Here is a 24,684-nt window from a genome sequence, read left to right on the forward strand (position 1 = left end):
TGACAGCGGGGCATGGCCGCCGCAGGGCGGCGCGGCGCAGCCGAGCCCCGCGCATTCCGATCGGGTGGGACGGGCGTATTTCCCGTGATCCGGCCGACAAGGTGGCATTTCCGCTCCAGCAGGGCTATAACGTCGGTCCCCTAAAGTGCCACTGGGTGCCAGTTTTGGCTAGTGTCCCGACGATTGCCCCCCACGCGCCGGCGCACTGGCGCGGCGCAGCGCCCGCGTTTGCGCCGGCTGACCTGGCGGGCGCCTGCGCCCAGGTGCGTCACACGGCGGTCGTCGTCCGCGACGACCGTGACGGACGGCTCGGCGTAGGCATCGACGGCACGCTGGTCGCCGCGGGCGACAGCAACTGCTGGCCGGTGCTGGGTCTGCTGCCGCCGCTGTATCCCGAATGGCTCGGCGACCGCACCTTCAGCGAGACGCACGGCACGCGCTTCCCCTATGTCGCCGGCGCCATGGCCAACGGCATCGCCACCACCCGGCTCGTGACCGAAATGGCGCGCGCGGGGTGCCTCGGCTTCTTCGGCGCCGCAGGCCTGTCGCTGGCCCGCGTGGAGGCTGCGGTCGACGAACTGGCCCGGGAGCTGGATCCGCGCGGCATGCCCTGGGGTGTGAACCTCATCCACAGCCCCGGTGAGCCCGCCGTCGAAGACGCGGTCGCAGACCTCCTCATCCGGCGCGGCGTGCGTTGCGTGGAAGCCTCGGCCTTCATGGGCCTGACGCCAGCGATCGTGCGCTATGCGGCGAGTGGTCTCACTGTCGACGGCAGCGGGACCATCCAGCGTCGCCATCGCGTGCTGGCGAAGATCTCCCGCGAGGAAGTGGCGAAGCACTTCATGGCACCGATGCCGGTCGCGATCCTCGACGAGCTGGTCGCGCGCAACGCGCTCACCCGCGCCGAAGCCGATCTCGCCGCACGCGTGCCGCTGGCCGAAGACATCACGTGCGAGGCGGATTCCGGCGGCCACACCGACAACCGTCCACTGGCCGTGCTGCTGCCGACCATCCTGACGCTGCGTGATCGCATCGTGGCCGGGCAGCGCTACGCGCGACCGATCCGCGTGGGTGCGGCGGGCGGCCTCGGCACACCCGGCGCGCTCGCGTCGGCCTTCGCGCTCGGGGCGGCCTACGTGCAGACGGGTTCGGTAAACCAGGCGTGCGTGGAATCCGGCCTTGGCGCCGGCGCACGGGCGATGCTGGCGCAGGCTTCGATGGCCGACGTGATCATGGCGCCGGCGGCCGACATGTTCGAGATGGGCGTTGACGTGCAGGTGCTGCGTCGCGGCACGTTGTTCGCGATCCGCGCCCGGAAGCTCTACGAGATCTACCGCGCGTATCCCTCGCTGGAAGCCGTTCCGGCGGCGGAGCGTGCGAAGATCGAGAAAGAGATGCTGCGCGCCAGCTTCGAGGAAGCCTGGGCCTCCACGCGCGCATTCTGGTCCTCGCGCGATCCGTCCCAGGTAACCCGCGCCGAGTCCGATCCCAAGCACCGCATGGCGTTGGTGTTCCGTTCCTACCTGGGTCTCTCCAGCCGCTGGGCGATTGACGGCGTGACCGAGCGGCTGACGGATTACCAGATCTGGTGCGGCCCTGCGATGGGCGCATTCAACACCTGGGTTGCCGGCAGCTTCCTCGAAGCGCCCGCCCGGCGCACCGCGGTGCAGGTCGCACTCAATCTGCTCGAAGGCGCCGCGGTGCTGACCCGCGCGCAACAGCTGCGCACCTTCGGTTTGCCGATTCCGTCGTCCGCGTTCGATTTCCGTCCGAGGCCCCTCGCATGAGCTCCCCGCAGCGCCAGCCGATCGCCATCGTCGGCGTGAGTGCGATCTTTCCCGGCTCGCACGACGCGAACGGCTTCTGGCGCGACATTCTCGCCGGCAAGGATCTGTTGACCGACGTGCCGTCGACGCACTGGCGCATTGACGACTACTACGACGCCGATCCCTCTGCGCCGGACAAAACCTACGCGCGCCGCGGCGGTTTTCTAGCGCCGATGGATTTCGACGCGCTCGGATGGGGCATTCCGCCGTCCACGATTCCCGCCACCGACACCTCGCAGCTGCTCGCGCTGATCGCGGCGCGCGCGGTGCTGGAAGATGCCGCGCGCGAACAGTTCGAGACGATGGATCGCTCGCGCATCTCGGTGATCCTGGGCGTCACCAGCGCGCAGGAGCTGCTGTTCTCGCTGGTGTCGCGTCTGCAACGCCCGGTCTGGCAGAAGGCGCTACGCGAAACAGGGCTGCCCGAAGACGAGGTGCAGGCTGCCTGCGAGCGCATTGCCGCGCAGTACGTGCCTTGGCAGGAAGCATCATTCCCCGGCCTGCTCGGCAACGTCGTCGCGGGGCGGATCGCCAACCGCCTTGGCCTGGGTGGCACCAACTGCGTGACCGATGCGGCGTGCGCGTCGAGCTTTTCCGCGATCCAGATGGCGGTCAACGAGCTGCAGCTGGGCGATTCGGATCTCGTGATCAGCGGTGGCGTCGACACGCTCAACGACATCTTCATGTACATGTGTTTCTCCAAGACGCCGGCCTTGTCGCCCAGTGGAGACTGCCGGCCGTTCTCGGACCAGGCCGACGGAACGATGCTGGGCGAGGGACTCGGCATGGTCGCGTTGAAGCGCCTGGCTGACGCCGAACGTGACGGCGACCGCATCTACGCCGTGTTGCGTGGTGTTGGTACCTCGTCGGATGGCCGCGCGAAGTCGGTGTACGCACCGGTGTCGGCGGGGCAGGCGGTCGCGCTGCGCCGTGCCTACGCGCAAGCGGGCTTCGGCCCGGACACCGTCGAGCTCGTCGAGGCGCACGGCACCGGCACCAAGGCCGGCGATAGCGCCGAGTTCGAAGGTCTGCGCAGTGTCTACGCCGAAGCAGACGCCGAGCGCACACAGTGGTGCGCGCTCGGATCGGTGAAAAGCCAGATCGGCCATACCAAGGCGGCCGCGGGTGCCGCGGGCCTCTTCAAGGCGGTGATGGCGCTGCACCACAAGGTGCTGCCACCGACCATCAAGGCGGACACGCCCAATCCGGCGCTCGCGCTGTCGCAAAGCCCGTTCTATCTCAATACGTCCGCGCGGCCGTGGATCCGCGGCGCGTCGCACCCCCGGCGTGCGGCGGTCAGCGCCTTCGGTTTCGGTGGTTCCAATTTCCACCTCGCGCTCGAGGAATACGTGGGATCGGCGCCGCGCGCGGAGCGGCTCGCAACGCAGTCGCACGAGCTGCTCGCAGTCAGTGCGGCAAGCGCCGAGGCCATGCGCGAGCAGATCGCGCGGCTGCGGCAGTCCTGCGCCAACAACATGCCGTTGTCAGCGATCGCGCGCACCTCGCGCGATGCGTTCGACCACGCCGCCGCCGTCCGCCTCGCGGTCGTCGCCAATAGCATCACCGACCTCGACGCACGGCTCGCCCACGCGCACACGAAGATCGCGGCCGAACCTGCGCAGTCGTTCCAGCTTCCTGACGGGACCAGCTATGGCGTGGGCGCGCCCGATGGCGCGCTCGCGCTGTTGTTTCCGGGGCAGGGCAGCCAGTACGCCGGCATGGGCGTTGCCGCGGCGATGCAATTCGATGCGGCGCGCGGAGTATGGGATCGCGCTGCCGATCTGGGTATCCACGCCATCGCGTTCGGTCCGTCGGGTGACGCGCTCCTGCCTACTGAAAACGCGCAGCCTGCGCTCGGCCTAGCGTCGATGGCGCTGCTCGCCGTGTTGCGCGAGCTGGGCGTCGCGGGCGCGATGGCTGCTGGCCACAGCTTCGGCGAGATCATTGCCCTGCATGCGGCGGGAGTCGTGACTGAGGCCGACGCGTTACGCATTGCGCGCCGTCGCGGCGAGCTCATGCGCGACGCTGCGGCGGGCGGCAGTGGCGCGATGTGCGCGTTAGCATGCTCGATCGAGCGTGCGCGCGAGCTGATCGGTCCGTCGCTCGCCATCGCCAATCACAATGCGCCCGAGCAAGTCGTCGTGTCGGGGCCGCTCGATGCGATCGCTGCGCTGGAGACACAGGGCATGGCGGCCAGGCGCCTGCCGGTAGCCGCTGCATTCCATTCTGCCCAGGTCGCACCGGCCTGCGCGCCGTTCGGCGAGTTCCTCGCCACCATCGACTTCGCCGCACCACGCATGCCGGTGTATGCGAACGCGCACGCAGCACCGTACGCCGGTGACGTCGGTGCGGTCCTCGCGCAGCAGATCGCGCAACCGGTGCGCTTCGTGGAAACGATCGAAGCGATGTACGCCGCGGGTGCGCGCTGCTTCGTCGAAGTCGGCCCCGGCACGGTGCTCAAGGGGCTCGTCGGCGCAATCCTCGGTGCACGCGCGCATCGCGTCATCGCGCTGGATCGCAAGGGCAAGTCCGATCTGGAGCCACTGCTGGCGGGCCTCGCGCAGCTGGTCGCCGCGGGCCACCTGACCCGGGTGTCGGCCTTGTTCGCCGACGTGCGCGTGCCGGCGTCGCCTGCGCCCCACAAACACGGCATCCCGATCAGCGGCACCAACGTCGGCAAGCCCTATCCGCCGGCGGATCCGTCGCTTCTACCTGCCCCCAATCCACCGCGTGCGGCATCCGCACCCGTTGTCGAGGTACGCACCGTGAAAGAAGAACCGCCGCTGTCGCCGGCCTGGCTCGCCGCGTTCCAGGAAGCGCAGCAGCAGACTGCGAACGCGCATGCGGCCTACCAGCGCGCGCTGAGCGACAGTCACACCCAGTACCTCAAGCTGGCCGAGAGCGCGATCAACGGCCTGACGGCGCTGCTCGGTGCAGCGCCCCCCGCGACAGTGGCGAGCCCCGTCGCATCGGTGCCTGCGCAGATCGCCGCGCCGCTGCCGCTTCCCGCTGCGCCGATGCCGGTCGCGATGCCTGCGTTTTCACCCGTTGCAACACCGGTCCCCGTCGTTGCCGTGGCGCCTGTCGTCGCTCCTGCGCCTGCCGCGCCAGCGTCCGGCACCGACCTCGCTGCGCTCCTCCTGGCCGTCGTCGCCGAGAAAACCGGCTATCCGGCGGAGATGATCAACCTCGACATGGATCTGGAATCCGACCTCGGCGTCGATTCGATCAAGCGCGTCGAAATTCTTTCTGCCGTGCAAGCGCAGGGCGCGGTCGTCGTAAAGGCTGACCGGGCGAAGCTCAGCGGCATGCACACGCTGCGGCAGATCGCCGAATACCTGCAGGGTGGACCTGTGGCGAACACGCCTGTCGCGCAGCCTGCCGCGGCTCCCGATGATATTGCGGCGATCCTGCTCAGCGTCGTCGCCGAGAAGACGGGTTATCCGGTCGAGATGCTGAACCTGGCGATGGATATCGAAGCGGATCTGGGCATCGACTCGATCAAACGCGTGGAGATCCTCTCGGCGATGACCGAGCGTGTGCCTGGCATCGCAAAAGACCGGGCGCGCCCGTCGGCGTTGCACACGCTGGCCGACATCGTGGCCTACCTCGGTGCAGCCCCGACCGCAGCCGCGCCGGGCGCCGAAGCGCCAAAAGCCAAACCGATGCGTCGCGCCGAGCTTGGCCGTTTCGTGCTTGAGCTCATGCCCGCGCCGGCGGCCGGTTTTGCCCTGCCGGGACTCATCGACGGCGAGCCCGTCTACGTCTTCGGGGCTGCCGGCCTGGACACCGCCCTCGCGACCTCGCTGCGCCGCCACGGCGTTGAGGCGCGCACTGTCGAGGTGTTGCCCGATGATGCCAGGCGCTGCATCTACCTGGGCGGCCTGCGTGGCGTGGAGGACGAGGCCGAGGCCATCGCAGTCAACCGCGAGGCATTTGTCGTCGCGCAGCAGCTGGCCCGTGTCGACGACGCGCTCTTCGTGACCGTACAGGATACCGGCGGTCACTTCGGCCTGCGTAATGCCGACTCCCGCCGCGCCTGGCTCGCAGGCCTGCCTGCACTGGTCAAGACCGCGGCGCTGGAATGGCCGCGTGCGACGTTGAAATCGATCGACGTGGAGCGCGGCACGCGTGACGAGGCGGCCGTCGCCGAAGCCATTGCCGGCGAGCTCCTGCGCGGCGGCGGCGAGATCGAAGTGGCATTGCCGGCCGCCGGCGGTCGTTTCACGCTGCAGAGCGTCCCGCGCGCGGTGCGTCCGTCGGTCTCCGCGATCAATGCCGGTGACGTCATCGTCGTTTCGGGCGGCGCGCGCGGTGTGACGGCGGGGTGCATCGTGGAGTGGGCCAAGCAGTGCAAGGCGCGCTTCGTGCTGCTCGGACGCACGCCGCTGGGCGAGGAACCGGCCGATTGCGCCGGCGTCACCGACGAAGCCTCGTTGAAGCGCATCGTGCTCGCGCGCGGCGCGTCGCTCACGCCGAACGAATTGTCGCGGGAAGTCGACCGCATTCTCGGTGCACGCGAGATCCGCGCGACGGTGGCGGCGCTCCAGGCCCAAGGCGCCCAGGCACGCTACGAGTCGGTCGCGGTCGACGATGCCACCGCGCTTGCCGCGACGCTGGAGCGCGTGCGCAGCGACTGGGGACCGATTGCCGGTGTCGTGCACGCCGCCGGTGTGCTCGCCGACCGCCGTATCGTCGACAAGACGCTGGCGCAGTTCGACCTCGTGTTCGGCACCAAGGTCGGCGGGCTGCGTGCCTTGCTGGCCGCGACCGCGGCCGATCCGCTGAAGTCGCTGTGCGTTTTCTCCTCGGTGTCGGCGCGCTGCGGCAACACCGGGCAGAGCGATTACGCGATGGCCAACGAAGTGCTGGCCAAGGTCGTCGCGGCCGAGGCGCGCCGGCGCCCGGGCCTGCGCGCGAAGTCGCTGGGCTGGGGCCCGTGGGAAGGCGGCATGGTCACGCCCGCGCTGAAGGCGCGCTTTGCCGAACTCGGCGTGCCGATGATTCCCCTCGAAGCCGGCGCCCGTATGTTCGCCGACGAAATGCGTGATGCGCGGGCCGCCGATATCGAGCTCGTGCTCGGCGGCGAGCCGCGCGGCGAAGCGCTGCTGATGGACGGCGCCGAGGCGCGCGTGCAGGGCGTGGAACTCGTGGTCTCGCGGGCCAGCCACGCCTTCCTGGAAGGGCACGCGGTGAAGGGGACGCCGGTGGTGCCGGTCGTCCTCGTCGCCGAGTGGATGGCGCGCGCGGCGCGCAGCTTCCGGCCGGGCCTGGCGCTGGCCAGTCTGCACGAACTCAAGGTGCTCAAGGGCATCCGGCTCGGTGGATTCGATAACGGCGGCGATCGCTGCCGCATCGAGGCGACCCCGCTGCCGAGCGAACGCGGCGCGCAGCTCCTGATGACCGTGCGCGACGCGCGCGGCGCCCTGAACTACACCGCCCGCGCGGAACTGTTGCCGGAGCCGCCGAAGGCCCGGCGCGAAGCGCCCGGGATCGCCCTGGACAAGTGGAGCGGCGAAAGCATCTATCCCGACTTGCTGTTCCATCGCAAACAGTTCGAGCTGATCGACCAGGTGCACGGCATCTCCGACGAGGGCATCGGTGCCACCGTGCGCGGTGTCGACGCCGCGGGCTGGAACGGCGAGCGCTGGGCGCTCGACGTCGCGGCACTGGATGGTGGCCTGCAGATCGCCGCGCTGCACGGCCGGCGCATGCTCGGCGGCCAGACGCTGCCGACCGCGATTGCCGAGCTGCGGCACTTCGGCGCCGAGCCGATCGTGGGCCCTATCACGGCCACCGCCTACATGCGCAAAGTGGGTACCAGCGACACCACGACAGATATCGTGCTGACCGACCAGAGCGGCAGGCGCTACGCCGAAATGCTCGGCGTGCAGAACCACGCGCTGCCAACGTGACGTTCGAACCCGTCGCCATCGTCGGGCGTGCCTGCGTGTTGCCAGGCGCGTTGAGCCCGGCCGCGCTGTGGGACGCGGTCGTCAACGGACGCGACCTGGTCACGCGCGTGCCCGCGGATCGCTGGCGCCTTGCGCCCGAGCACGCGTTGTGTGCACCCGAAGCGCCGCAGCAGGACCGCGCCTGGTCGGATCGCGGCGGCTACGTGGAAGGCTTCGAGGCGATCTGGAACCCCGACGGCTTCGCGGTTCCCGCTGCCGAACTCGCGGGGCTGGATCCCCTGGTGCACTGGACGTTGCACTGCGCCCGCGAAGCGCTGCGCGAAACCCCTGCGACGGGCCGCGTTGGTGCGATCTTCGGCAATCTCGGTTTCCCGACCGCGTCCATGGCTGCGTTCTGCGAGCAGGTGTGGACCGGCGAGGGCGACGTCGATCCCCGCAACCGCTTCATGAGCGGCGGTACGGCGGCGATGCTGGAACGGGCCTTGGCGCTCGATGCCGGCAGCTTCTGCCTCGATGCCGCGTGCGCATCGTCGCTGTATGCGATCAAGCTGGCCTGCGATGCGCTGCACGACGGCCGTGCGGATGTGATGCTCGCCGGCGCGGTGCAGCGCGCCGATGACCTCTTTCTCCACATTGGATTCTGTGCGCTCGGCGCACTCAGCAAGTCCGGACGCTCGCGCCCGTTTCATCGCGATGCCGATGGCCTGGTGCCGGCCGAAGGTGCGGCGTTTCTGGCATTGAAGCGCCTGGCCGACGCGCGCCGCGATGGCGACACGATCCATGGTGTGATCCGCGGCGTCGGGCTATCGAACGATGGTCGCGGCAAAGGGTTCCTGGCGCCAAGCGAGGAGGGGCAGGCGAGGGCGATCAGTGCGGCCTACGCGATCGCCGGTATCACGCCCCGGCAGGTATCGCTGCTGGAATGCCACGCCACCGGCACGCCGGTCGGCGACGCGACGGAGTTGCGCAGCAGCGCCCGCGTGTTCGAGGAATCGCAGGACGTGCCGGTCGGCTCGCTCAAGTCGAACCTCGGCCACCTCATCACCGTCGCGGGTGCCGCGGGCCTTATCAAGGTGCTCGAAGCGATGCGCGCGGGTGTGCGACCGCCGACCTTGCATTGCGATGAAGCCAATCCTGCCCTGGAGCAGACACCGTTCCGCCTGTTGCGCGAAGCCGAGCCGTGGACAAGTGACGGCCCGCGCGTCGCGGCGATCTCCGCCTTCGGCTTCGGCGGCAACAACGCACATCTGATTGTTTCGGAAGACGACGCCGGCATCGGCAGCCGGCCAGCCGCGGCCGCTGCTTGCCCGGTGGCCATTGTCGGCATCGGCGTGAAGATCGCCGACGCGCCCGACCGCGCGGCGTTTACACGTGCGCTGTTTGACGACCGTGCGCCGCGCGACGGCCGCATGGAATCGTTCGAGCTGGATATGGACGGTCTGCGTTTTCCACCGCGTGACCTTGAGCAGGCACTGCCGCAGCAACTGGCGCTGCTCGCCGCGGCCCGTGAAGCGCTGGCGGAGACGACGCCACTGCCGCGCGAACGCAGCGCAGCGCTGATCGGCATGGAGCCCGATCCGGAAATCGCCCGCCACGGCGCGCGCTGGCGCCTCACAAACGGCCGTGACGACGACTGGTCGGCACGCGCACGCGCCACGCTGGTACCTGCGCTGGAGGCCGCGGCCGTGCTGGGTTCGATGCCCAACATCCCCGCCAACCGCCTGAGCTCGCAGTTCGATCTGTGTGGCCCGTCCTTCACGCTGCAGGGCGGTGCCACGTCCGGGACGCACGCCCTGCGCGTTGCGGCGCGGGGGCTCGCCTGCGGCGAGCTCGACGCCGCGATCGTCGGCGCGGTCGATCTCGCGTGCGAAGCGGTGCAACGTGCGGCGAGTGGGGAAGCGCCCGGCGACGCGGCAGTGGCGCTGGTACTCAAGCGGCTCGACGACGCGGTGCGTGATGGCGACCGGGTGTATGCCCTGGTGGACGACGACGAGGTCGCAACGACGTCGGTCACGACCGGGGTGACACCGTCGCCGTTGGCTACGCGCCTGCAGGCGCGATTCGGCTATGCGCAGGCCGCATTTGGCCTGGTGGAAACCGCCGCCGCTGCGCTCGCCTTGCACCACCGGCGCGATCTCGACGGCAACCCCTGGCTCTGCGCGGAGCCACGCGGTGTGGCAACGCTCCGCGAAGCCTCGGAACATCCACGCCGTGCCGAATGCGCTGTCGCGCAGCTGCACTGTTTTGCCGGGCCGGACAAAGCGTCGGTGATCGACGCGTTGAGGCACGATCGTCGCGGCCTGGATGGCCCGGCGCGCTGCGTGCTCGTCGCGACCGGCGCCTCGCTCGAGGCGGTGCGCACCCGAGCCATCGCGCATCTGGAAGCGGGCGCGCCTGCTGGCCGCGGCGTGTTCTTCCGCGCGCGGCCGATCGGCGGCGAAATCGCCTTCGCGTTTGCCGGTGCAGGCGCGTCGTATCGCGGCATGGGCCGCGACCTGCTGCTGCATCTGCCGCACCTGCACGAGCGCCTGCGCACGCGCAGCCAGCGCCTTGCGACGGCACTGGAATGGTCCTTCGCGGCGGGCAACACAGCGCCGGGCGTGTTCCAGCAGCTGTGCGGTTCCTCGGCGTTGTCGCAGCTGCACCTGGCCTTGAGCGAAGGCCTGCTTGGTCTCCAGGCCGACGCGTGGCTGGGCTACTCGTCGGGCGAGACGAACGCGCTGATTGCAGCGGGAGTCTGGAATGATCCCGACGCGCTGATGGACGCCATGGAAGCGTCGGGGTTGCTCGAACGCGAGCTGGCTGGCCGCTTCGACGTGCTTGCCCGCGCGTGGGGCGAACCGGCCGCCAGCCCGGGTGTCGCGTGGGAATGCTGGACCATCGCCGCGCCGCTCGATGAGGTGCACCGCGCGCTCGAAGGCCTGGACCGCGTGCGCATCGCCATCATCAACGATGACGCAAGCTGTCTTATCGCCGGTGCTGCGGCCCAGTGCGCCCGCGTCGTCGAACGCATCGGTGCGGCGCGTTGCCTGCACCTGGACTATTCGCTCGTCGTGCACGTGCCTGAGCTGCGCGGCGTCGAGCGGGCGTGGCTCGACGTACACCGCCGTGTGACCTCGGCGCCGCGCCGCGGGCGTATCTACAGCACGGCGAGCGGCCGCCCCTACACGCCGGACACCGAGGCCTGTGCGCAAGCCATCCTCGCGCAGGCGGTCGACACGATCGATATCCGGACCCTGGTCGAGAACGCCTGGAACGACGGCGTGCGCGTGTTCGTCGAACACGGCCCGGGCGGCACCTTCGGCCGCGCCATCCGTCACGTGCTTGGTGAACGCGAAGCGCTCGTGGTGAGCCTCGATCGCCAGGGCGACGGCATCGAAACCGTGCTCGGCGCCACCGCGGCGCTGCTTGCCGCCGGAGTGGCCGTGAATCACGCGGCACTGGAAGCCGCGCTCGCACCGGTACCACGCAGTGAACCGAAGCGTCCGCGTCGCTTCGACGCGCACCCGCCGCCCGTCTGCCTGCCGCCGCGTAAGGAGGCGTTGCAAACGATGGAACCCGCGCCACGGCTGCCGGCGATTCTTGAAACGGCCATTGTCGCAACGGCGGTCGCCGAACGCGCGATGCCCGAGGCCGCTGTCGCCATGCTGCCGGCCAGCGCACCGGCGCTGGCGCGTGCGACACATCCTGCGCTCGACGGCATCCGTGCCGAGCTCGCGCGCCTGGCCGCGGCACAGCAGGCCTTCACCCAGGCCCAGACCAGCGCGCACGCCCAGTTTCTGGCCCTGCAGGGCAAAGCGACCGAGGCGCTGCTCCGCGCCGGGCGACAGGGCACGAATCCGCTCGCGACCGGATCGCCTCCATTCCCGCAGACGCACGGGCACAGCGTCTCAACCGTTGAGACACAAGAGCCGAGCAGGGGCCCAGCCACTTCCGCAGGGACAACAGCGCGCCCCGTGCGCTTCACCCGCGAAGATCTGATGGTCCACGCCGACGGCAATATCTCGCAGATCTTCGGCGCGCCGTTCGCCGCGCAGGACGGCTTCGCACGCCAGGTGCGCATGCCGCGTCCGCCGTTGCTGCTGGCCGACCGCGTCACCGCGCTGAATGCCGAGCCGATGAGCATGGGCAAGGGCTCGATCACCACGCAGACCGATATCGGCGCCGAACCCTGGTACCTGCACCAGGGCCGCATGCCCGGCGGCGTGATGGTGGAGGCGGGGCAGGCCGACCTGATGCTGATCTCCTACCTCGGCGTCGATGCGCTCAATCGCAGCGAGCGTGTCTACCGCCTGCTCGGTTGCGAGCTCACCTACCACGGCGAGTTGCCACGCGAAGGGGAAACGATCACCTTCGATATTCACCTCGACGGCCACGCCGCCCAGGGTGATGTGCGCCTGATGTTCTTCCACTACGACTGCATGAACGGCAGTCGGAAGCAACTGACCGTCAGAAACGGCCAGGCCGGATTCTTCACCGACGCCGAGCTCGCGGGTTCCGCCGGTTGCCTGTGGACACCCGAAGGGCAGGAGATCGTCGCCCATCCGCGCCTGGATCCGCCACGCGCGGTGAGCACACGCCCGGGTTTTGATCGCGCCGCGCTCGAGGCCTTCGCGAACGGCGACACCTACGCGTGCTTCGGCGCCGGCTTCGAATTCGCGCGCACCCATACGCGCAGCCCACGGATTCAATCGGGCGACATGCTGCTGCTTGACCGCGTGACCGCCTGCGAGCCGCGTGGCGGTCCCTGGGGACGCGGGTACCTGAAGGCCGAGCTCGACATCGATCCATCGCGCTGGTTCTTCGACGGGCATTTCAAGAACGACCCGTGCATGCCCGGCACGCTGATGCTGGAAGGCTGCCTGCAGGCGCTCGCGTTCCATCTCGCCGCCTGCGGCTACACGCTCGAGCACGATGGCGCACGCTTCGAGCCCGTGCCCGAACTCGCCTACAAGCTGCAGTGCCGCGGCCAGGTGATTCCGGGTTCGAAACTGCTGGTGACCGAGGTGTTCGTCGAAGAGATCGTTGCAGGACCGGTGCCAACCATCTGGGCCGACCTGCTGTGCACGGTCGACGGGCTGAAGGCCTTCCACGCGCGGCGCCTTGCGCTGCACCTGGTGCCGGATTTCCCGGCCGCGGACAGCGATGGCCTGCTCGCCTCGGCGCTCGGCCGCCCGTCGCGCGCGTTCGGACCGATGTACGAACGTTTCGACGGCACCTTACGCGCACCGCGCCTGCCGGCCCCGCCGTACCTGTGCATGAGCCGCATCGCCGGCGTCGACGGCAAGCAGGGCGACACGCGCGCCGGCGCCCGCGTCGTCGCCGAATTCGACGTGCCGCGCGACGCCTGGTTTCTCGACACCGCCGGTGTCGTGCCCTTCGCCGTATTGCAGGAGGCCGCGCTGCAACCGTGTGGCTGGTTGTCGAGCTGGGCCGGCTGCGCCCTGGCCAGCGACGAAGAACTCCGCTTCCGCAACCTCGACGGCCGCGGCACCCAGCACACGGAATTGCGTGGTGGCGAGACGCTCAGCACCGAAGCCACACTCACATCAGTCTCCGCCTCGGGCGGCATGATCATCGTCGCGTTCGACGTACGCTGCTCTGTCGCTGCGCGCGAGGTCTATGCGCTCAAGACCGTGTTCGGCTTCTTCCCCCGCGCCGCACTTGCCGCGCAGGCTGGCCTGCCGCGCAACGAACGGCACGAATCGCTGCTGCACCGCGAATCGAACGCCGCGCATGCGCTCGACGATACCTCGATGCTGCGCATGATCGACCGCATCGACGCCGTCTGGCCCGACGCTATTCGCGCACGCAAGCGGGTCGATGCCGGCGAATGGTTCTTCAAGGCCCACTTCTTCCAGGATCCCGTGCAACCCGGTTCCCTCGGTGTGCAGGCGATGATCCAGACGCTGGAGCTGTGGCTGCTCACGACGCACCGTACGTCAGCGGGCGCTGTGGCGCCGCTACTCGGACGCGAGCACACGTGGAAATACCGCGGACAGGTGCTGCCGCATCACGGCGAAGTGGTGATCACCCTGGAGGTGACTGAACACTGTACCGACTACGCCATCGCCACAGCGAGCCTGTGGGTCGACGGCGAGCGGATTTATGAGGCCAGTGGGATCGGTGTCCGGCTTTGCGACCGGCGATGAATCCACGCATCGCGACGCGGAGCCAACGATGTGCATCCGTGTTCCCGTGAAAAGAGCCCGGGACTTGCCCGGGCTCGACAAACAACCAGCGCCTGGTACTCAGTGCGTGATCACATTGAGCCAAGGCACCGTATTCTCGACCCTCACCCAGAGCAGCGTCAGCCGGTCGTGTTCGTTGCGACCGGCAATCATGACCGAAGCACCGCCGGTGTCGAGGTTGAGATAGCCGTCACCATTCTGGCCGGAAGCTGATTGCCAGGCGAACGTGAGCAAGTGGGGATTGGCGTCGGCGACGTTCTGCCAGTCCGAAATCTCGCTCCAGCCGCGACTGTTCATGGTCAGGGCGCGTAAGACGATATCGTTGCCAAAGCGCGCCAGTTCAAGTGTGAACAATGTCCTGCCGCTCGCGGCGCTGCCACTGGCAACCGCCGTCGGCACCATGCTCAGCCTGTTCAGCAATGTCGCGTCGATGCGCAGCGTCGCCGCGACATGGGCATCACCAGTACCCACCTGGAGCGGCACCATCAGCGGCGTGCCGTCGAAGCCGTCCTTGAAGAGCACCAGCAGGTCGGTGTCAGTGGCGCTGTTGTTGGCTGGCGCCGGATCTGGACCATTCGTCAGCGCCACCGATGCCGTGTTGATGATCTGGTCGTTGGCATCACCGTAAATGGCGGTTGCCGAATAGACGTAGGCCACTTGAGCGCCCACCGGCAGCGTTATCGTATCGCTGAGTGTGTTGCCGTTTCCGTCGGCGCAGGTGGCACCACCAAACGGAATACACACCCAGCTTCCGTTGAACAATCCCGCGGGCAGCGCATCGGTCACCACGGCCGTCGCGCTGCCGGGCCCGGCACTGTTAGTGACACTGATGATGTAGTTCACGGGCCGCCCTACCGCCGCCCGGGTGCGATTGTCGGTAATCGTCAACGCCACATCCGGCAGGGGCACCAGCGTGTCCGTGTCGGTGGCCGAGTTGTTGCCTGGCGCAGTGTCAGTCACTCCCCCGGCGCCGTGACGGTTGCTGTATTCGACAGGCTGCCGGTTGCAACAGCGGAGATCGAACAGCTTGCCGTGTACGTGGTGCTGCCACCGGCCGGCAAATTGTTCGTGTCGCTGATATTGCCGCTGCCCGAGGCCGTGCACGTGCCGCCACCGGCGCCGACGCAGGTCCAGGTGCAGGTCAGCGACGCCGGGAAGGTGTCAGCAACGGTGGATCCCGGGGCATCGCTGGGCCCGGCGTTGGATGCCGTGATCGTGTAGGTGATCGAGCCGCCCGGTGTCGCCGTCGTCACGCCGTCGGTCTTGGTGATGGCCAGGTCGGCCTGTGGCGCCAGCGTGTCCGTATCGGTCGCGGAATTGTTGCCGGGATTGGGATCGGTAGCGCCCGCGGGCGCCGCCGCTGTCGCGGTGTTGGTCAACGATCCGGTTGCCGCCGCGGAGATGGTGCAACTGGCGGTGTAGGTGACGCTGCCACCGGTTGGCAAGTTGGTCGTGTCGTTGATGTTGCCGCTGCCCGAGGCCGTGCACGTGCCGCCACCGGCGCCGACGCAGGTCCAGGTGCAAGTCAGTGACGCCGGGAAGGTATCTGCAATGGTGGAACCCGGGGCGTCGCTGGGCCCGGCGTTGGATGCCGTGATCGTATAGGTGACCGAACCACCCGGTGTCGCCGAGGTGACACCATCGGTCTTGGTGATGGACAGATCGGACTGCGGCGTCAGGGTGTCCGTGTCGGTCGCCGAATTGTTGCCGGGATTCGGATCGGTAGCGCCCGCGGGCGCCGCGGCGGTCGCGGTGTTGCTCAACGATCCGGTTGCCGACGCCGCGATGGTGCAGCTCGCGGTGTAGGTGACGCTGCCACCGGCCGGCAGGTTGGTCGTGTCGTTGATGTTGCCGCTGCCCGAAGCCGTGCACGTGCCGCCACCGGCGCCGACGCAGGTCCAGGTGCAGGTCAGCGACGCCGGGAAGGTATCCGCAACGGTGGAACCCGGGGCATTGCTGGGCCCGGCGTTGGATGCCGTGATCGTGTAGGTGACCGAACCACCGGGTGTCGCCGAGGTGACGCCATCGGTCTTGGTGATCGACAAATCCGAACTTTGTCCCACACCATCGGTATCGGTCGCGCTGTTATTGCCGGGCACCGTGTCGGCGACGAACGCTGACGCTCCGGATATCGACGCGGTGTTGCTCAGTGAGCCACTTGCCGAGAGGGAAATGGCACACGTCGCCGAGTACGTTGCCGTGCCACCGACCGGCAGAATCACCTCGTCGTCGAGGATGTTGCCTGTGCCCGACGCGGTGCACGAGCCGCCACCCGCACCCGTGCAGGTCCAGTTGCATGTCTCGTCGGCGGGGAAGTTGTCCGTCACCGTCGCGTTGGTCGCCGCGCCGGGTCCCGCATTCGACGCGGTGATCGTGTAGATGACCGAACCGCCCTGTGCGGCGGTCGTCACACCGTCATCTTTGGTGATCGACAGATCAGCGGGCGCGTTGTCGACGAAGCATGCCGTGACGTCACTGAGCGTCGGCGTCACCGCCGAATCCGTCGTCGCCAGGAAGGCGCGATAGTGCAGGTAACGGTTGCCGTTGAACCGGCTGAGCGAGGCGCCACTGGTGGTGAAGAACGTGGCAGCAGTGTTGTCGGGTCCAACGAAGTTGAAGGGGCCGAACTCGGAGTTGCTGGCTGCAACCTGGAATGACACCGACGTGTTCGCTGGCGTGGAAGCGGTCCAGGACAAGGTGGTCCAGGTAGGCGTGTAGTCCGTCGCCGGATTGCTATCCTTCGACGACGAGATGAAGTTGCCCGACGCGGCGTAGCCGGTCCGTACATAGGTTCGGAAGTTGAAGTCTCTCGTCGTGTCGGCAGACCACGTTCCCCCGCTATCGGCCGAAAGGACACGTGACCCGCTCGCATAGCTGGAAGGTGAGGATCGAATCCAGAAGTAGCCGCTACCTGCCGGCGCCGAGACGGGGCGCAGGATCACGGCGTATTGCGTTCCGGCGGTCACTGCTGGCGGCGAGCCGAAGGTGGCCGTGTACAAGACCGTCGAGCCGCTGGCAAAGGCCGTGCCGGGAATCGTCGTGCTGGCCAGGTCGGGGCCTGTCGGTAAACCCGCGCTGGTGTTGCGAACCGAGAGGGTGAGATTGGGCGGCGTTGCGCCGCAGCCATTGCAGAAGAGTTGGACATCGACATTGACGAGCGTGCCCGTCAACGCGGGAATGAACGTCTGGCCAGTCCAGGCGGGAGTGCCAAAACCCGTCCCGGTCGTGGTACCGGCGGTGTTCGCCTGATCGCTGACGGGCGCATTGCTGAGCGACAGATCGCCCGGGCTGGTGTTCAAGTCGACACTCGTCGGGATACCGGCGAGAAATTCGGCCTGCGTGCTGTCGGTCGGGCAGGCACTGGTCGGGGCAGCGGTGAGTGCGAAATCCTGCGTCGACGTGCCGCCATCGGTAACGACGACGCTTGCCGCCGACGCGCTGCCGAACCCTGGCTTTCTGGCGCCGATGACCGGATAGGTTCCGGCCGGAATGCTGGTGAAAGAATAGGTGCCCGAGCCATCGGTCGTCGTCGTGCGGGCACCGAATTGCACGGTCGCGCCGCTGATCGGCGCACCACCGGGGGTGGTGGTGACCGTGCCGGAAACGGTGCCGCCTGCACCTACCGGCGTGCACTCGGTGAAGGCGAAGGAGCCGAACTTGGTCAACCACCGATGGTTGAACGCCTGGTCGGCGGGATTGGCGTATTCGCTCGTGAACCAGAACGTGCATCCGTCCGGATCCAAGGTCATCGCGCTGTAGTCGCCCCAACGGGCTGACCCGGTCTGCGAGGCTGTTCCGGCGAAGAAAACTTGTTCAGTCTGGCTGAAGGTATTGATCGGATCGCCCGCAAGCCGCCCGGCATAAGCCATCGACGGAAATGCCGTGGTGCTCGAGGTGCTGTAGCCCATCGCCATGTTGCCGGCACGATCCACGGCCAGGCTCGGCATCCATCGATGCAGCACGTTGGCTGCGTCGGGGTCCCATGTCGCCGCTTGCGGAATCGCGGCGGCAACGGTGCCGCCAGAGACATTCACCTGATACCAGCGCGGCGCCGCAAATCCCGAGGTGTTCTGCCGGCGCACCGTGTGCGAAACCCACAAGGATTCGGTGCCGCCGAAGTTCGTGTACTGGTTCTGCATCATCGCGCGATTCGAGAGCGAATCGAGCAGCGTTGCCGTGCCAGGCTGTGGCACGCCTGCCGCGAACGTCGGCCAGCTCGTGGCTGAAAGCGGCGTGTCGGGCCCGGTGAACGTCGACAACGATATGTTCTGCCAGTCGACGTGGAACTTGTACACCGTTACCGCGTTGAGAAATAGCTGCGTGGAAATAAACAAATTGGGGCGACCCGGCGGCGGCGTGCCGGTCTGCAGTCGCGCGTTGCCGGGAAGGAGGGTGAAGTCGCCGCCGCCGACATCGAACGAAACGACTTGCGCCGTCGGAGCCCCGGCGTACATCTGCGCCTTGTTGAACGCCCACACGCGCGCATTCCTGAACGATCCGCCGCCGAAGTTGAACATGTTCGCCGACATATACAGGCCATCGGGCCAGATACCGAACTTCGGATAGTCATTGAGACTGTCGGAGACTTGGCGCGAGTAGAAATTCCAGCCCCCGGTCAGCGGGTTGCCGGACATCGATGCGGCGATGCACTGAAACGCCGGCCCAATCGCGTTACCGCCGCCGTCGGTCAAGAATGCGAAGTCAGAGATGATCCAGCGGTCTTCAAACGTGTCATACAGCACGACCGGATCGCCAAAGTTCGCGGTATCACAAAGATTGCCGAAGTTGCCCTGGCTCATGAAGGTGTTGAACGAAAAGCCCGCTTCCATAAACCCGTCGCTCTTGCGGAAAATGCCCACCGAGCTGTTGACGGTCTGTATGTAGTACGTCGGGCCGACGTCGCCGTTGGTGTCGGGCGGACTGCCCGAGCCAAAGTTGAAGCGGTCAAGGCCCTCGAACACATTGATCGGCGGTGGCGCCGGTGCGCGCCGCGTCGGCGCCACTGGCTCGCCCGCCGGAGGCGACGGGCTCCCCGGCAGCAGGACAGGCTCATACTCGGGCGCCTCCCGTTCCGCTCGTTCCCGCTGCGGAGGGCGGGTCCGCGGCAGTGATCGCAGATCGATGCGGCGGCTTGCGGCGCGTTGCAAGAGGCTTTCCACAGGCTTGTCCGTGCTCACATTTTCCACTGCAGGCAGCGGGTTGACTGCCTCCGGAACCTGAGCGGACGCGCTGAGCGTGAAGACGGAAAGCAGGAAACCGAGAAGTTGGCGGTTCATCTAACCCCCTTGGAATTGAACGTAAGGCCCCACATCGCCACACCACTGGGTGAGCGCGAAACGTGACCAGAACAGGGTCACCCCTCTGCTGAACTGCCTGTGCCTTCGCCCCGGGAGACGCTTACCGATCAGCTCGGTTCGAAAAGCTGCGCGCCCACTTCAAGATTCAGGCGCACCATACGCCTCCATTTCGATTTCGTCAGCCTCAGGGTGGATAGGTGATCCGTCTTCCGGCTGATCTGCCGGTTCGGCGCGCACAGGACACGGCCACCGGGACAGGCCAGCCAGCGGCGGGGCGGCGGTTGCTGTGATCGGAGGAAGCGGCGGCGGATGTAGGGCTGTTGATGGACTTTCCGAGCAGTGCGGCGATGTCGTTGTCGAAGGGGTTCATGGAACGCCCCCTCGTCTCGCCAGTCGGGATGACGCCCGGGGGACGTAGCGCTAGGCCGAGATCTCGTACGCCTCACGCAGCCATGCGATGAGCTCGGAGTCAACCTGCGCCGGATCGGTGAGACGCACCTCGATATGCCAGCGACTCTTCGACACCTGTTCGCGTTTTGCCACGCGGGGGCTGTCGATGTCGCGTGCGGACTTCACCGTGATAACCAGCGCCTCTTTGCGCGTTGCAACGCCCGCGAAGGCACTGTTGCGGTTGAGGTGGATCGAGGTTTTCTTCGGATCTTCCTCGACCGGCCCGAACTGCCGCACCGCCATCAAGAGACGATCGTAGATCGCCCGCACCACCGGCGCACGGTCGGTGAAATGGTGCTGGACGGCAGGTGTATTCTCGGTCACAGGTGCCTCCCATGCGTGGGTTCGTGGCAAAATATACCTTTCCATGCATGTGTCCGCGACGTCCAGCTCCTCCCGGGTTTCATGTGCATTCTTCGCGCCGCAAGCCTTGAGGAACCGGCGAGCAACAGGCGCTGGCAGGTGAACTGCTGGCGGAGCCTTGGTCGAGCAAGGCTACGCGCCGTGATGGCGGATCACCGCCCCGACATACTCGCCAACCACTCGATCAACGCCCGCGATGCGGCTGACAAGCGCCGATGCGGTGCGTAGATCAGCGAACAGGGGCGGGTACGCCCGTTGTTCTGCGGCAGTACTTCGACCAATCGGCCACTGGCCAGTCGTTGTTCGGCAATGAACCGGTAGCACTGGCAGATGCCGAGCCCTTGCTCGGCCAGGGAGACAACGCCGAGGACATCATCGGATACCCGGATACGCGCCGGCACCGGCCATTCCAAATCCTCTCCCGCCTCGTCGCGCAGCAGCCACGGTGCTGCGCGGCCCGTGCTCGGCATGACGAACGACAGCATTTCGTAGCGATGGAGTTCGGCGAGGTTTTGCGGCACGCCCATTCGCGCCAGGTAGTCCGGCGCTGCAACCAGGCACATGGGCAGATCCTCCAGCCGGCGGCCGATCAGACTGCTGTCGGGGAGTTGACCCAGGCGTATCGCCATGTCGAAGCCTTCGGCCACCAGGTCGACGTTGCGGTTGGAAATGTTCAATTCGACCTGGATCTGGGAATGGGTTTCCAGAAACGGCCGAAGCAGGGCAGGCAGGCGATAGTTGCCATAGGTCGTCGAGACGCTCATTCGGACCCGGCCGCTCAGACCCTGCGCCTCATTGCCCTGTCCCTGTACGGCGCGATCGCCTTCGTCGATCAGGCTGAAGGCGCCGCGTGCGTGTTCGAGATAGATCTGCCCGGCCTCGGTCAAGCTCAGGCGGCGCGTCGTGCGGCGCAGCAGCTGTGCGCCCAGCCGGGCCTCCAGGCGCGCAATGGCGCGGCTGAGGACCGAGGCGGTTGTGCCGAGCTCGACCGCGCCCGCCGTGATCGACCCCTTGTCGACGACGGCCACGAAGGCCTCCAGGTCACCCAGGTGATTGAATCGGCGCACCATTCTTGCCTTTGAAGAATAGATCAATTGAACCACAGGGTATTTATGCCCGATTTGGAGGGCAATAGAGTGCCGCGGCCGCACCCACCACCCGGAGTCGCTCGATGAACCCCCAAGCAAAACCCGTTCTGTTCGTACTGACCAGCCATGCCACCAAGGGCAGCACCGGCCAGCCGACTGGCTTCTACCTCGGCGAGGTCACCCACCCACTGGCCGTGCTCGATGCGGCTGGCATCAAGGTCGACTTCGCGTCCATTGCCGGCGGCGAGCCGCCCGTCGACGGGCTGGATCTCAATGACGCGACCAACGCGCGCTATTGGGAAAACCAGCGTTTCCGCACCGCGCTGCGCACCACCAAGCGCCTGGCAGACGTCCAGTCGTCCGACTACGCGGCCGTGTACTACGCCGGCGGCCACGGCGCGGTGTGGGATTTCCCCGACAGCGAAGCGGTGCAACGCGTCACGCGCGAAGTCTATGAAGCCGGCGGTGTTGTTGCCGCCGTGTGCCACGGCCCTGCCGCCCTGATCAACGCGAAGTTGTCCAACGGTCGCCATCTCGTGGAAGGCAAGCGCGTTGCCGGCTTTACGGACAGCGAAGAGCAGGCGGTCGGTCTTGCGAACGTGGTTCCGTTCCTGCTCGCCTCCACCCTGAAGAACCAGGGCGCGCTGCACGAAAGCGCCCCCGACTGGCACGCCAAGATCGTCGTCGACGGGCGGCTCGTCACCGGGCAGAACCCGCAATCGGCGACCGGCGTCGGCGAAGCAATGCGCGATCTCGTACGCGCCAAGCACTGAGGCACACACCATGAAATCACTCTGGAAAAAAATCCTCTCTCTCGCGATCGCGCCCGTGTTTGCTGCACCGCTCCTGGCGGGAGCGGAAATGCCCGATTCCAAAAATGCCACGGTGACAACGCCGCGAGTGCTCGTCGTGGTTACCAATCACGCGGACTACCCCAGCAGGACCGACAAGACCGGCCTTTGGCTAACCGAGCTGACTCACTTCTGGGACGAAATGACCAAGGCTGGCGTGGCGATGGACATCGTCAGCCCCCGTGGCGGAAAAGCGCCGCTTGACGAGCGGAGTCTCGACAAGACCTACACCGACGACGCCGCGCGAGCCCATCTGAACGACCCGGCGTTCATGGGCCGACTCGCTCACACCAAGGCCGCCGCCGACGTCGACCCGAAGCAGTACAACGCGATCTACTTCACCGGCGGCCACGGCACCATGTGGGATTTCCGGAACGCGCCCGCACTCAAACGACTGGCCGAGGCGATCCATCACCAGGGCGGCGTTGTATCCGCGGTTTGCCATGGAAGCGCGGCGTTGATTCAGCTCAAGGGCACCGATGGCGAGCCGCTGATCCGCGGCAAGCGGGTCACGGGCTTCTCCAACGACGAGGAGAACCTGGCCGGCGTACGCGACCAGGTGCCGTTCCTGCTGCAAGACGCCCTGCAGGAAGCCGGGGCGACGTACAGCAGCGGATCGGAGCCATTTACACCCCATGCCGTGACCGATGGCCGACTCGTCACCGGACAGAACCCGGCCTCCAGCAAGGCTGTGGCGCAACAGGTACTGATGCTGCTACGGAAACCTGCGGTGCTTCCGGCCAAGTAACGCATCACGGCCTTCCACACCAGAGGCTGCACGCCAGAGCCCTGCCGTTACGCGGCGGGGCTCTGTGCGACACAAGAGCTGACCATCGCAAGTCGGTGGTTTCATCAGAAGCGGCATTCCTGGCGGGCTGCCCTGCGCCATGGAGGTCGAAACTCTTTCCAGGCCTGACCGCCGGACGATTGACCGTTATCAATATCACGAGCCTTTGGGGCGCGCAGATTCCCCATTGACCGACTGGCGCACCAACGGAGCTTGCGCCGATGTGGGACACCTTGATGGTCAGCTTCGACGCGGCGCGAATCCAGACCCTCATGGGCATTCTGGTACGGCACGGTTTCGGCGATTTGCTGCGTCGGTTGGGATTCGCCCGGCTGCTGCGTCGCCTGGATACGGTCGAGCCCGTGCACCACCTGGCGCAGTGGGTGTCCCAGCCGGCGCCGATACGGGTACGCCACGCCCTTGAGGAAATGGGGCCGTGCTTCGTCAAGCTGGGGCAGCTATTGGCCACGCGCGTTGACCTGTTTTCGCCGGAATGGATTGACGCGCTCAGCGCCCTGCAGAATGCGGTGCCGCCGGTGCCGTTCGAAGCGATACGGGCCGAGGTGGAAGAAGCGCTGGGGCGACGTGTCGAGGACGTCTTTCTGAGCGTCAACGTCGAACCCCTGGCGGCCGCATCCATCGCGCAAGTGCACCGTGCCCGGCTGCACGACCAGGCAGAGGTGGTGATCAAGGTGCGCCGCCCCGGTATCAAGCCCGTGGTCGAGGCGGACATGCGGTTGCTGCAATACGTCGCGGTTCGCATCGAAGCGCTGTTTCCGGGCTTGCGGCGTTTCCATCCCGCGGGAATGGTGCGCCAGTTCCGCAATTCCCTGCTGCGCGAGCTCGACCTGGCAGCGGAATGTCGCAACGCAGAACGGATTGCGGCGAATTTCGAAGGTGATCCGCGCCTCATGGTGCCGGTGGTGCACTGGGCGTGCACGAACGAACGGATGAACGTGCAGGACTACGTCGATGGGGTCCCCATGACTGACCTTCCTGCGCTCGAGCGGGCGGGCGTCGACCGCGTGCGCGTCGCCCGCACCGGCGCGCAGCTGGTGCTCAAGATGATGTTTCGCGACGGTTTCTTTCACGCTGATCCGCACTCGGGCAACGTGTTCGTGCTAAGCGACGGTCGTGTCGGCCTTGTCGATTTCGGAATGGTGGGGCACCTGTCGCCAAACCGGAAGGACGAGGTCGTGCGACTGCTGTACGCTCTCGTGGAGCGCGACGCCGAGCCGGTCATGGCGGTGCTGCTCGACTGGGCCGACGATCCGAATGCCGATGGCGAGCAGCTCGCTGCCGACGTCGATGCCTTCATTGATCGCTTCCATGGCGTTCCGCTGGGGCAGCTGGACCTGGCGGCAATGCTCCTGGACATATCCACGCTGATGCGCCAGAACCAACTGGCGTTGCCCGCTGATCTGGCGCTGCTGATCAAGGTTTGTCTCACCCTGGACGGAATGGGGCGCCGGCTCGATCCCGGCTTTGACATGGCGACCCAGGCGCGGCCGCTTCTGCGCCAGGCGCTGATGGATCGCTACCGTCCCCGGAGGTTGGCACGACAGGGGTTGGCGGCGTTGGCCGACTTCACCGATGTCATCACGATGATTCCCGGGGAGCTACGAAACTTCCTGAAGCAAATGCACAGTGGGAAAACGGCGCTTCATCTTCAGCTCAACGAACTCCGTGACTTCAGCCGGGACCTGAATCATTCGGCCAATCGTCTGTCAGGCAGCATGGTCATTGCGGCGCTCATCGTTGGATCTTCGATCACCATGACGGTTGAGGGAGGTCCGACATTGCTCGGCCTTCCGTTCTTCGGGCTGCTCGGCTTTCTCGGTGCATCCATTGCGGGCATATGGTTGCTCTGGTCCATCCTGCGCAGCGGGGGAGGGCGTTGATGGATCAATCGCAGT

Annotated in this window: 10 protein-coding genes; 6 read left to right on the forward strand and 4 right to left on the reverse strand. The window is 67.0% G+C overall.

Features of this window, described 5'->3' with window-relative positions; all coding sequences use genetic code 11:
- Positions 1–155 precede the first annotated feature (155 nt).
- Genes N4264_RS14405 through N4264_RS14415 form a run of 3 tightly spaced genes read left to right on the forward strand, consistent with a single transcriptional unit; the run spans position 156 to position 13,893 of the window.
- Positions 156–1,787, forward strand: coding sequence for a PfaD family polyunsaturated fatty acid/polyketide biosynthesis protein (locus tag N4264_RS14405; RefSeq protein WP_261692946.1), 1,632 nt, complete (start codon positions 156–158; stop codon positions 1,785–1,787).
- The gene (locus N4264_RS14410; RefSeq protein ID WP_261692947.1) at positions 1,784–7,741 is read left to right on the forward strand and encodes a type I polyketide synthase; all 5,958 of its coding nucleotides are present in this window, start codon (positions 1,784–1,786) and stop codon (positions 7,739–7,741) included. Before N4264_RS14405 ends, N4264_RS14410 begins: the two co-directional genes overlap by 4 nt.
- Positions 7,738–13,893 carry a beta-ketoacyl synthase N-terminal-like domain-containing protein gene (locus N4264_RS14415; protein ID WP_261692948.1) on the forward strand — a complete coding sequence of 2,052 codons (6,156 nt, stop codon included), beginning with the start codon at positions 7,738–7,740 and terminating at the stop codon, positions 13,891–13,893. The genes N4264_RS14410 and N4264_RS14415 overlap by 4 nt, the downstream gene beginning before the upstream one ends.
- A 99-nt stretch (positions 13,894–13,992) precedes the next feature.
- Here N4264_RS14415 and N4264_RS14420 read toward each other — a convergent pair whose 3' ends face one another.
- The 4 genes from N4264_RS14420 to N4264_RS14435 form a co-directional block, all read right to left on the reverse strand.
- Positions 13,993–14,892 (reverse strand): DUF11 domain-containing protein, encoded by a 900-nt coding sequence (locus N4264_RS14420; protein WP_261692949.1) that lies wholly within the window; start codon positions 14,890–14,892, stop codon positions 13,993–13,995.
- Entirely contained in the window at positions 14,889–19,208 is a 4,320-nt protein-coding gene (locus N4264_RS14425; protein WP_261692950.1) for a carboxypeptidase regulatory-like domain-containing protein, read from the reverse strand. The genes N4264_RS14420 and N4264_RS14425 overlap by 4 nt, the downstream gene beginning before the upstream one ends.
- 441 nt (positions 19,209–19,649) lie before the next feature.
- On the reverse strand, positions 19,650–20,003 hold the full coding sequence (locus N4264_RS14430; protein WP_261692951.1) for a DUF5655 domain-containing protein: 354 nt from the start codon (positions 20,001–20,003) through the stop codon (positions 19,650–19,652).
- Between the two features lie 191 nt (positions 20,004–20,194).
- Complete coding sequence (locus N4264_RS14435) at positions 20,195–21,112, reverse strand: LysR family transcriptional regulator (RefSeq protein ID WP_261692952.1); 918 nt, start codon at positions 21,110–21,112, stop codon at positions 20,195–20,197.
- Positions 21,113–21,213: 101 nt separating this feature from the next.
- On the opposite strand from N4264_RS14435, the gene N4264_RS14440 reads away from it, so the two are divergent.
- The 3 genes from N4264_RS14440 to N4264_RS14450 all read left to right on the forward strand — a co-directional run bounded on the left by N4264_RS14440 (position 21,214) and on the right by N4264_RS14450 (position 24,669).
- Positions 21,214–21,903, forward strand: coding sequence for a type 1 glutamine amidotransferase domain-containing protein (locus tag N4264_RS14440; protein WP_261692953.1), 690 nt, complete (start codon positions 21,214–21,216; stop codon positions 21,901–21,903).
- Between the two features lie 10 nt (positions 21,904–21,913).
- The gene (locus N4264_RS14445; protein WP_261692954.1) at positions 21,914–22,729 is read left to right on the forward strand and encodes a type 1 glutamine amidotransferase domain-containing protein; all 816 of its coding nucleotides are present in this window, start codon (positions 21,914–21,916) and stop codon (positions 22,727–22,729) included.
- A 260-nt stretch (positions 22,730–22,989) separates the two neighbouring features.
- Complete coding sequence (locus N4264_RS14450; protein WP_261692955.1) at positions 22,990–24,669, forward strand: ABC1 kinase family protein; 1,680 nt, start codon at positions 22,990–22,992, stop codon at positions 24,667–24,669.
- The last annotated feature ends 15 nt before the right edge of the window (positions 24,670–24,684 follow it).

The sequence above is a fragment of the Tahibacter amnicola genome, from assembly GCF_025398735.1.
Taxonomy (GTDB): Bacteria; Pseudomonadota; Gammaproteobacteria; order Xanthomonadales; family Rhodanobacteraceae; genus Tahibacter; species Tahibacter amnicola.

Bases quoted from the DNA above. Each gene is read 5' to 3' on its own strand.
- N4264_RS14410 (WP_261692947.1), top strand. From the start codon at position 1,784: ATGAGCTCCCCGCAGCGCCAGCCGATCGCCATCGTCGGCGTGAGTGCG.
- N4264_RS14425 (WP_261692950.1), bottom strand. From the start codon at position 19,208: ATGAACCGCCAACTTCTCGGTTTCCTGCTTTCCGTCTTCACGCTCAGC.
- N4264_RS14435 (WP_261692952.1), bottom strand. From the start codon at position 21,112: ATGGTGCGCCGATTCAATCACCTGGGTGACCTGGAGGCCTTCGTGGCC.
- N4264_RS14440 (WP_261692953.1), top strand. From the start codon at position 21,214: ATGAACCCCCAAGCAAAACCCGTTCTGTTCGTACTGACCAGCCATGCC.
- N4264_RS14445 (WP_261692954.1), top strand. From the start codon at position 21,914: ATGAAATCACTCTGGAAAAAAATCCTCTCTCTCGCGATCGCGCCCGTG.
- N4264_RS14450 (WP_261692955.1), top strand. From the start codon at position 22,990: ATGTGGGACACCTTGATGGTCAGCTTCGACGCGGCGCGAATCCAGACC.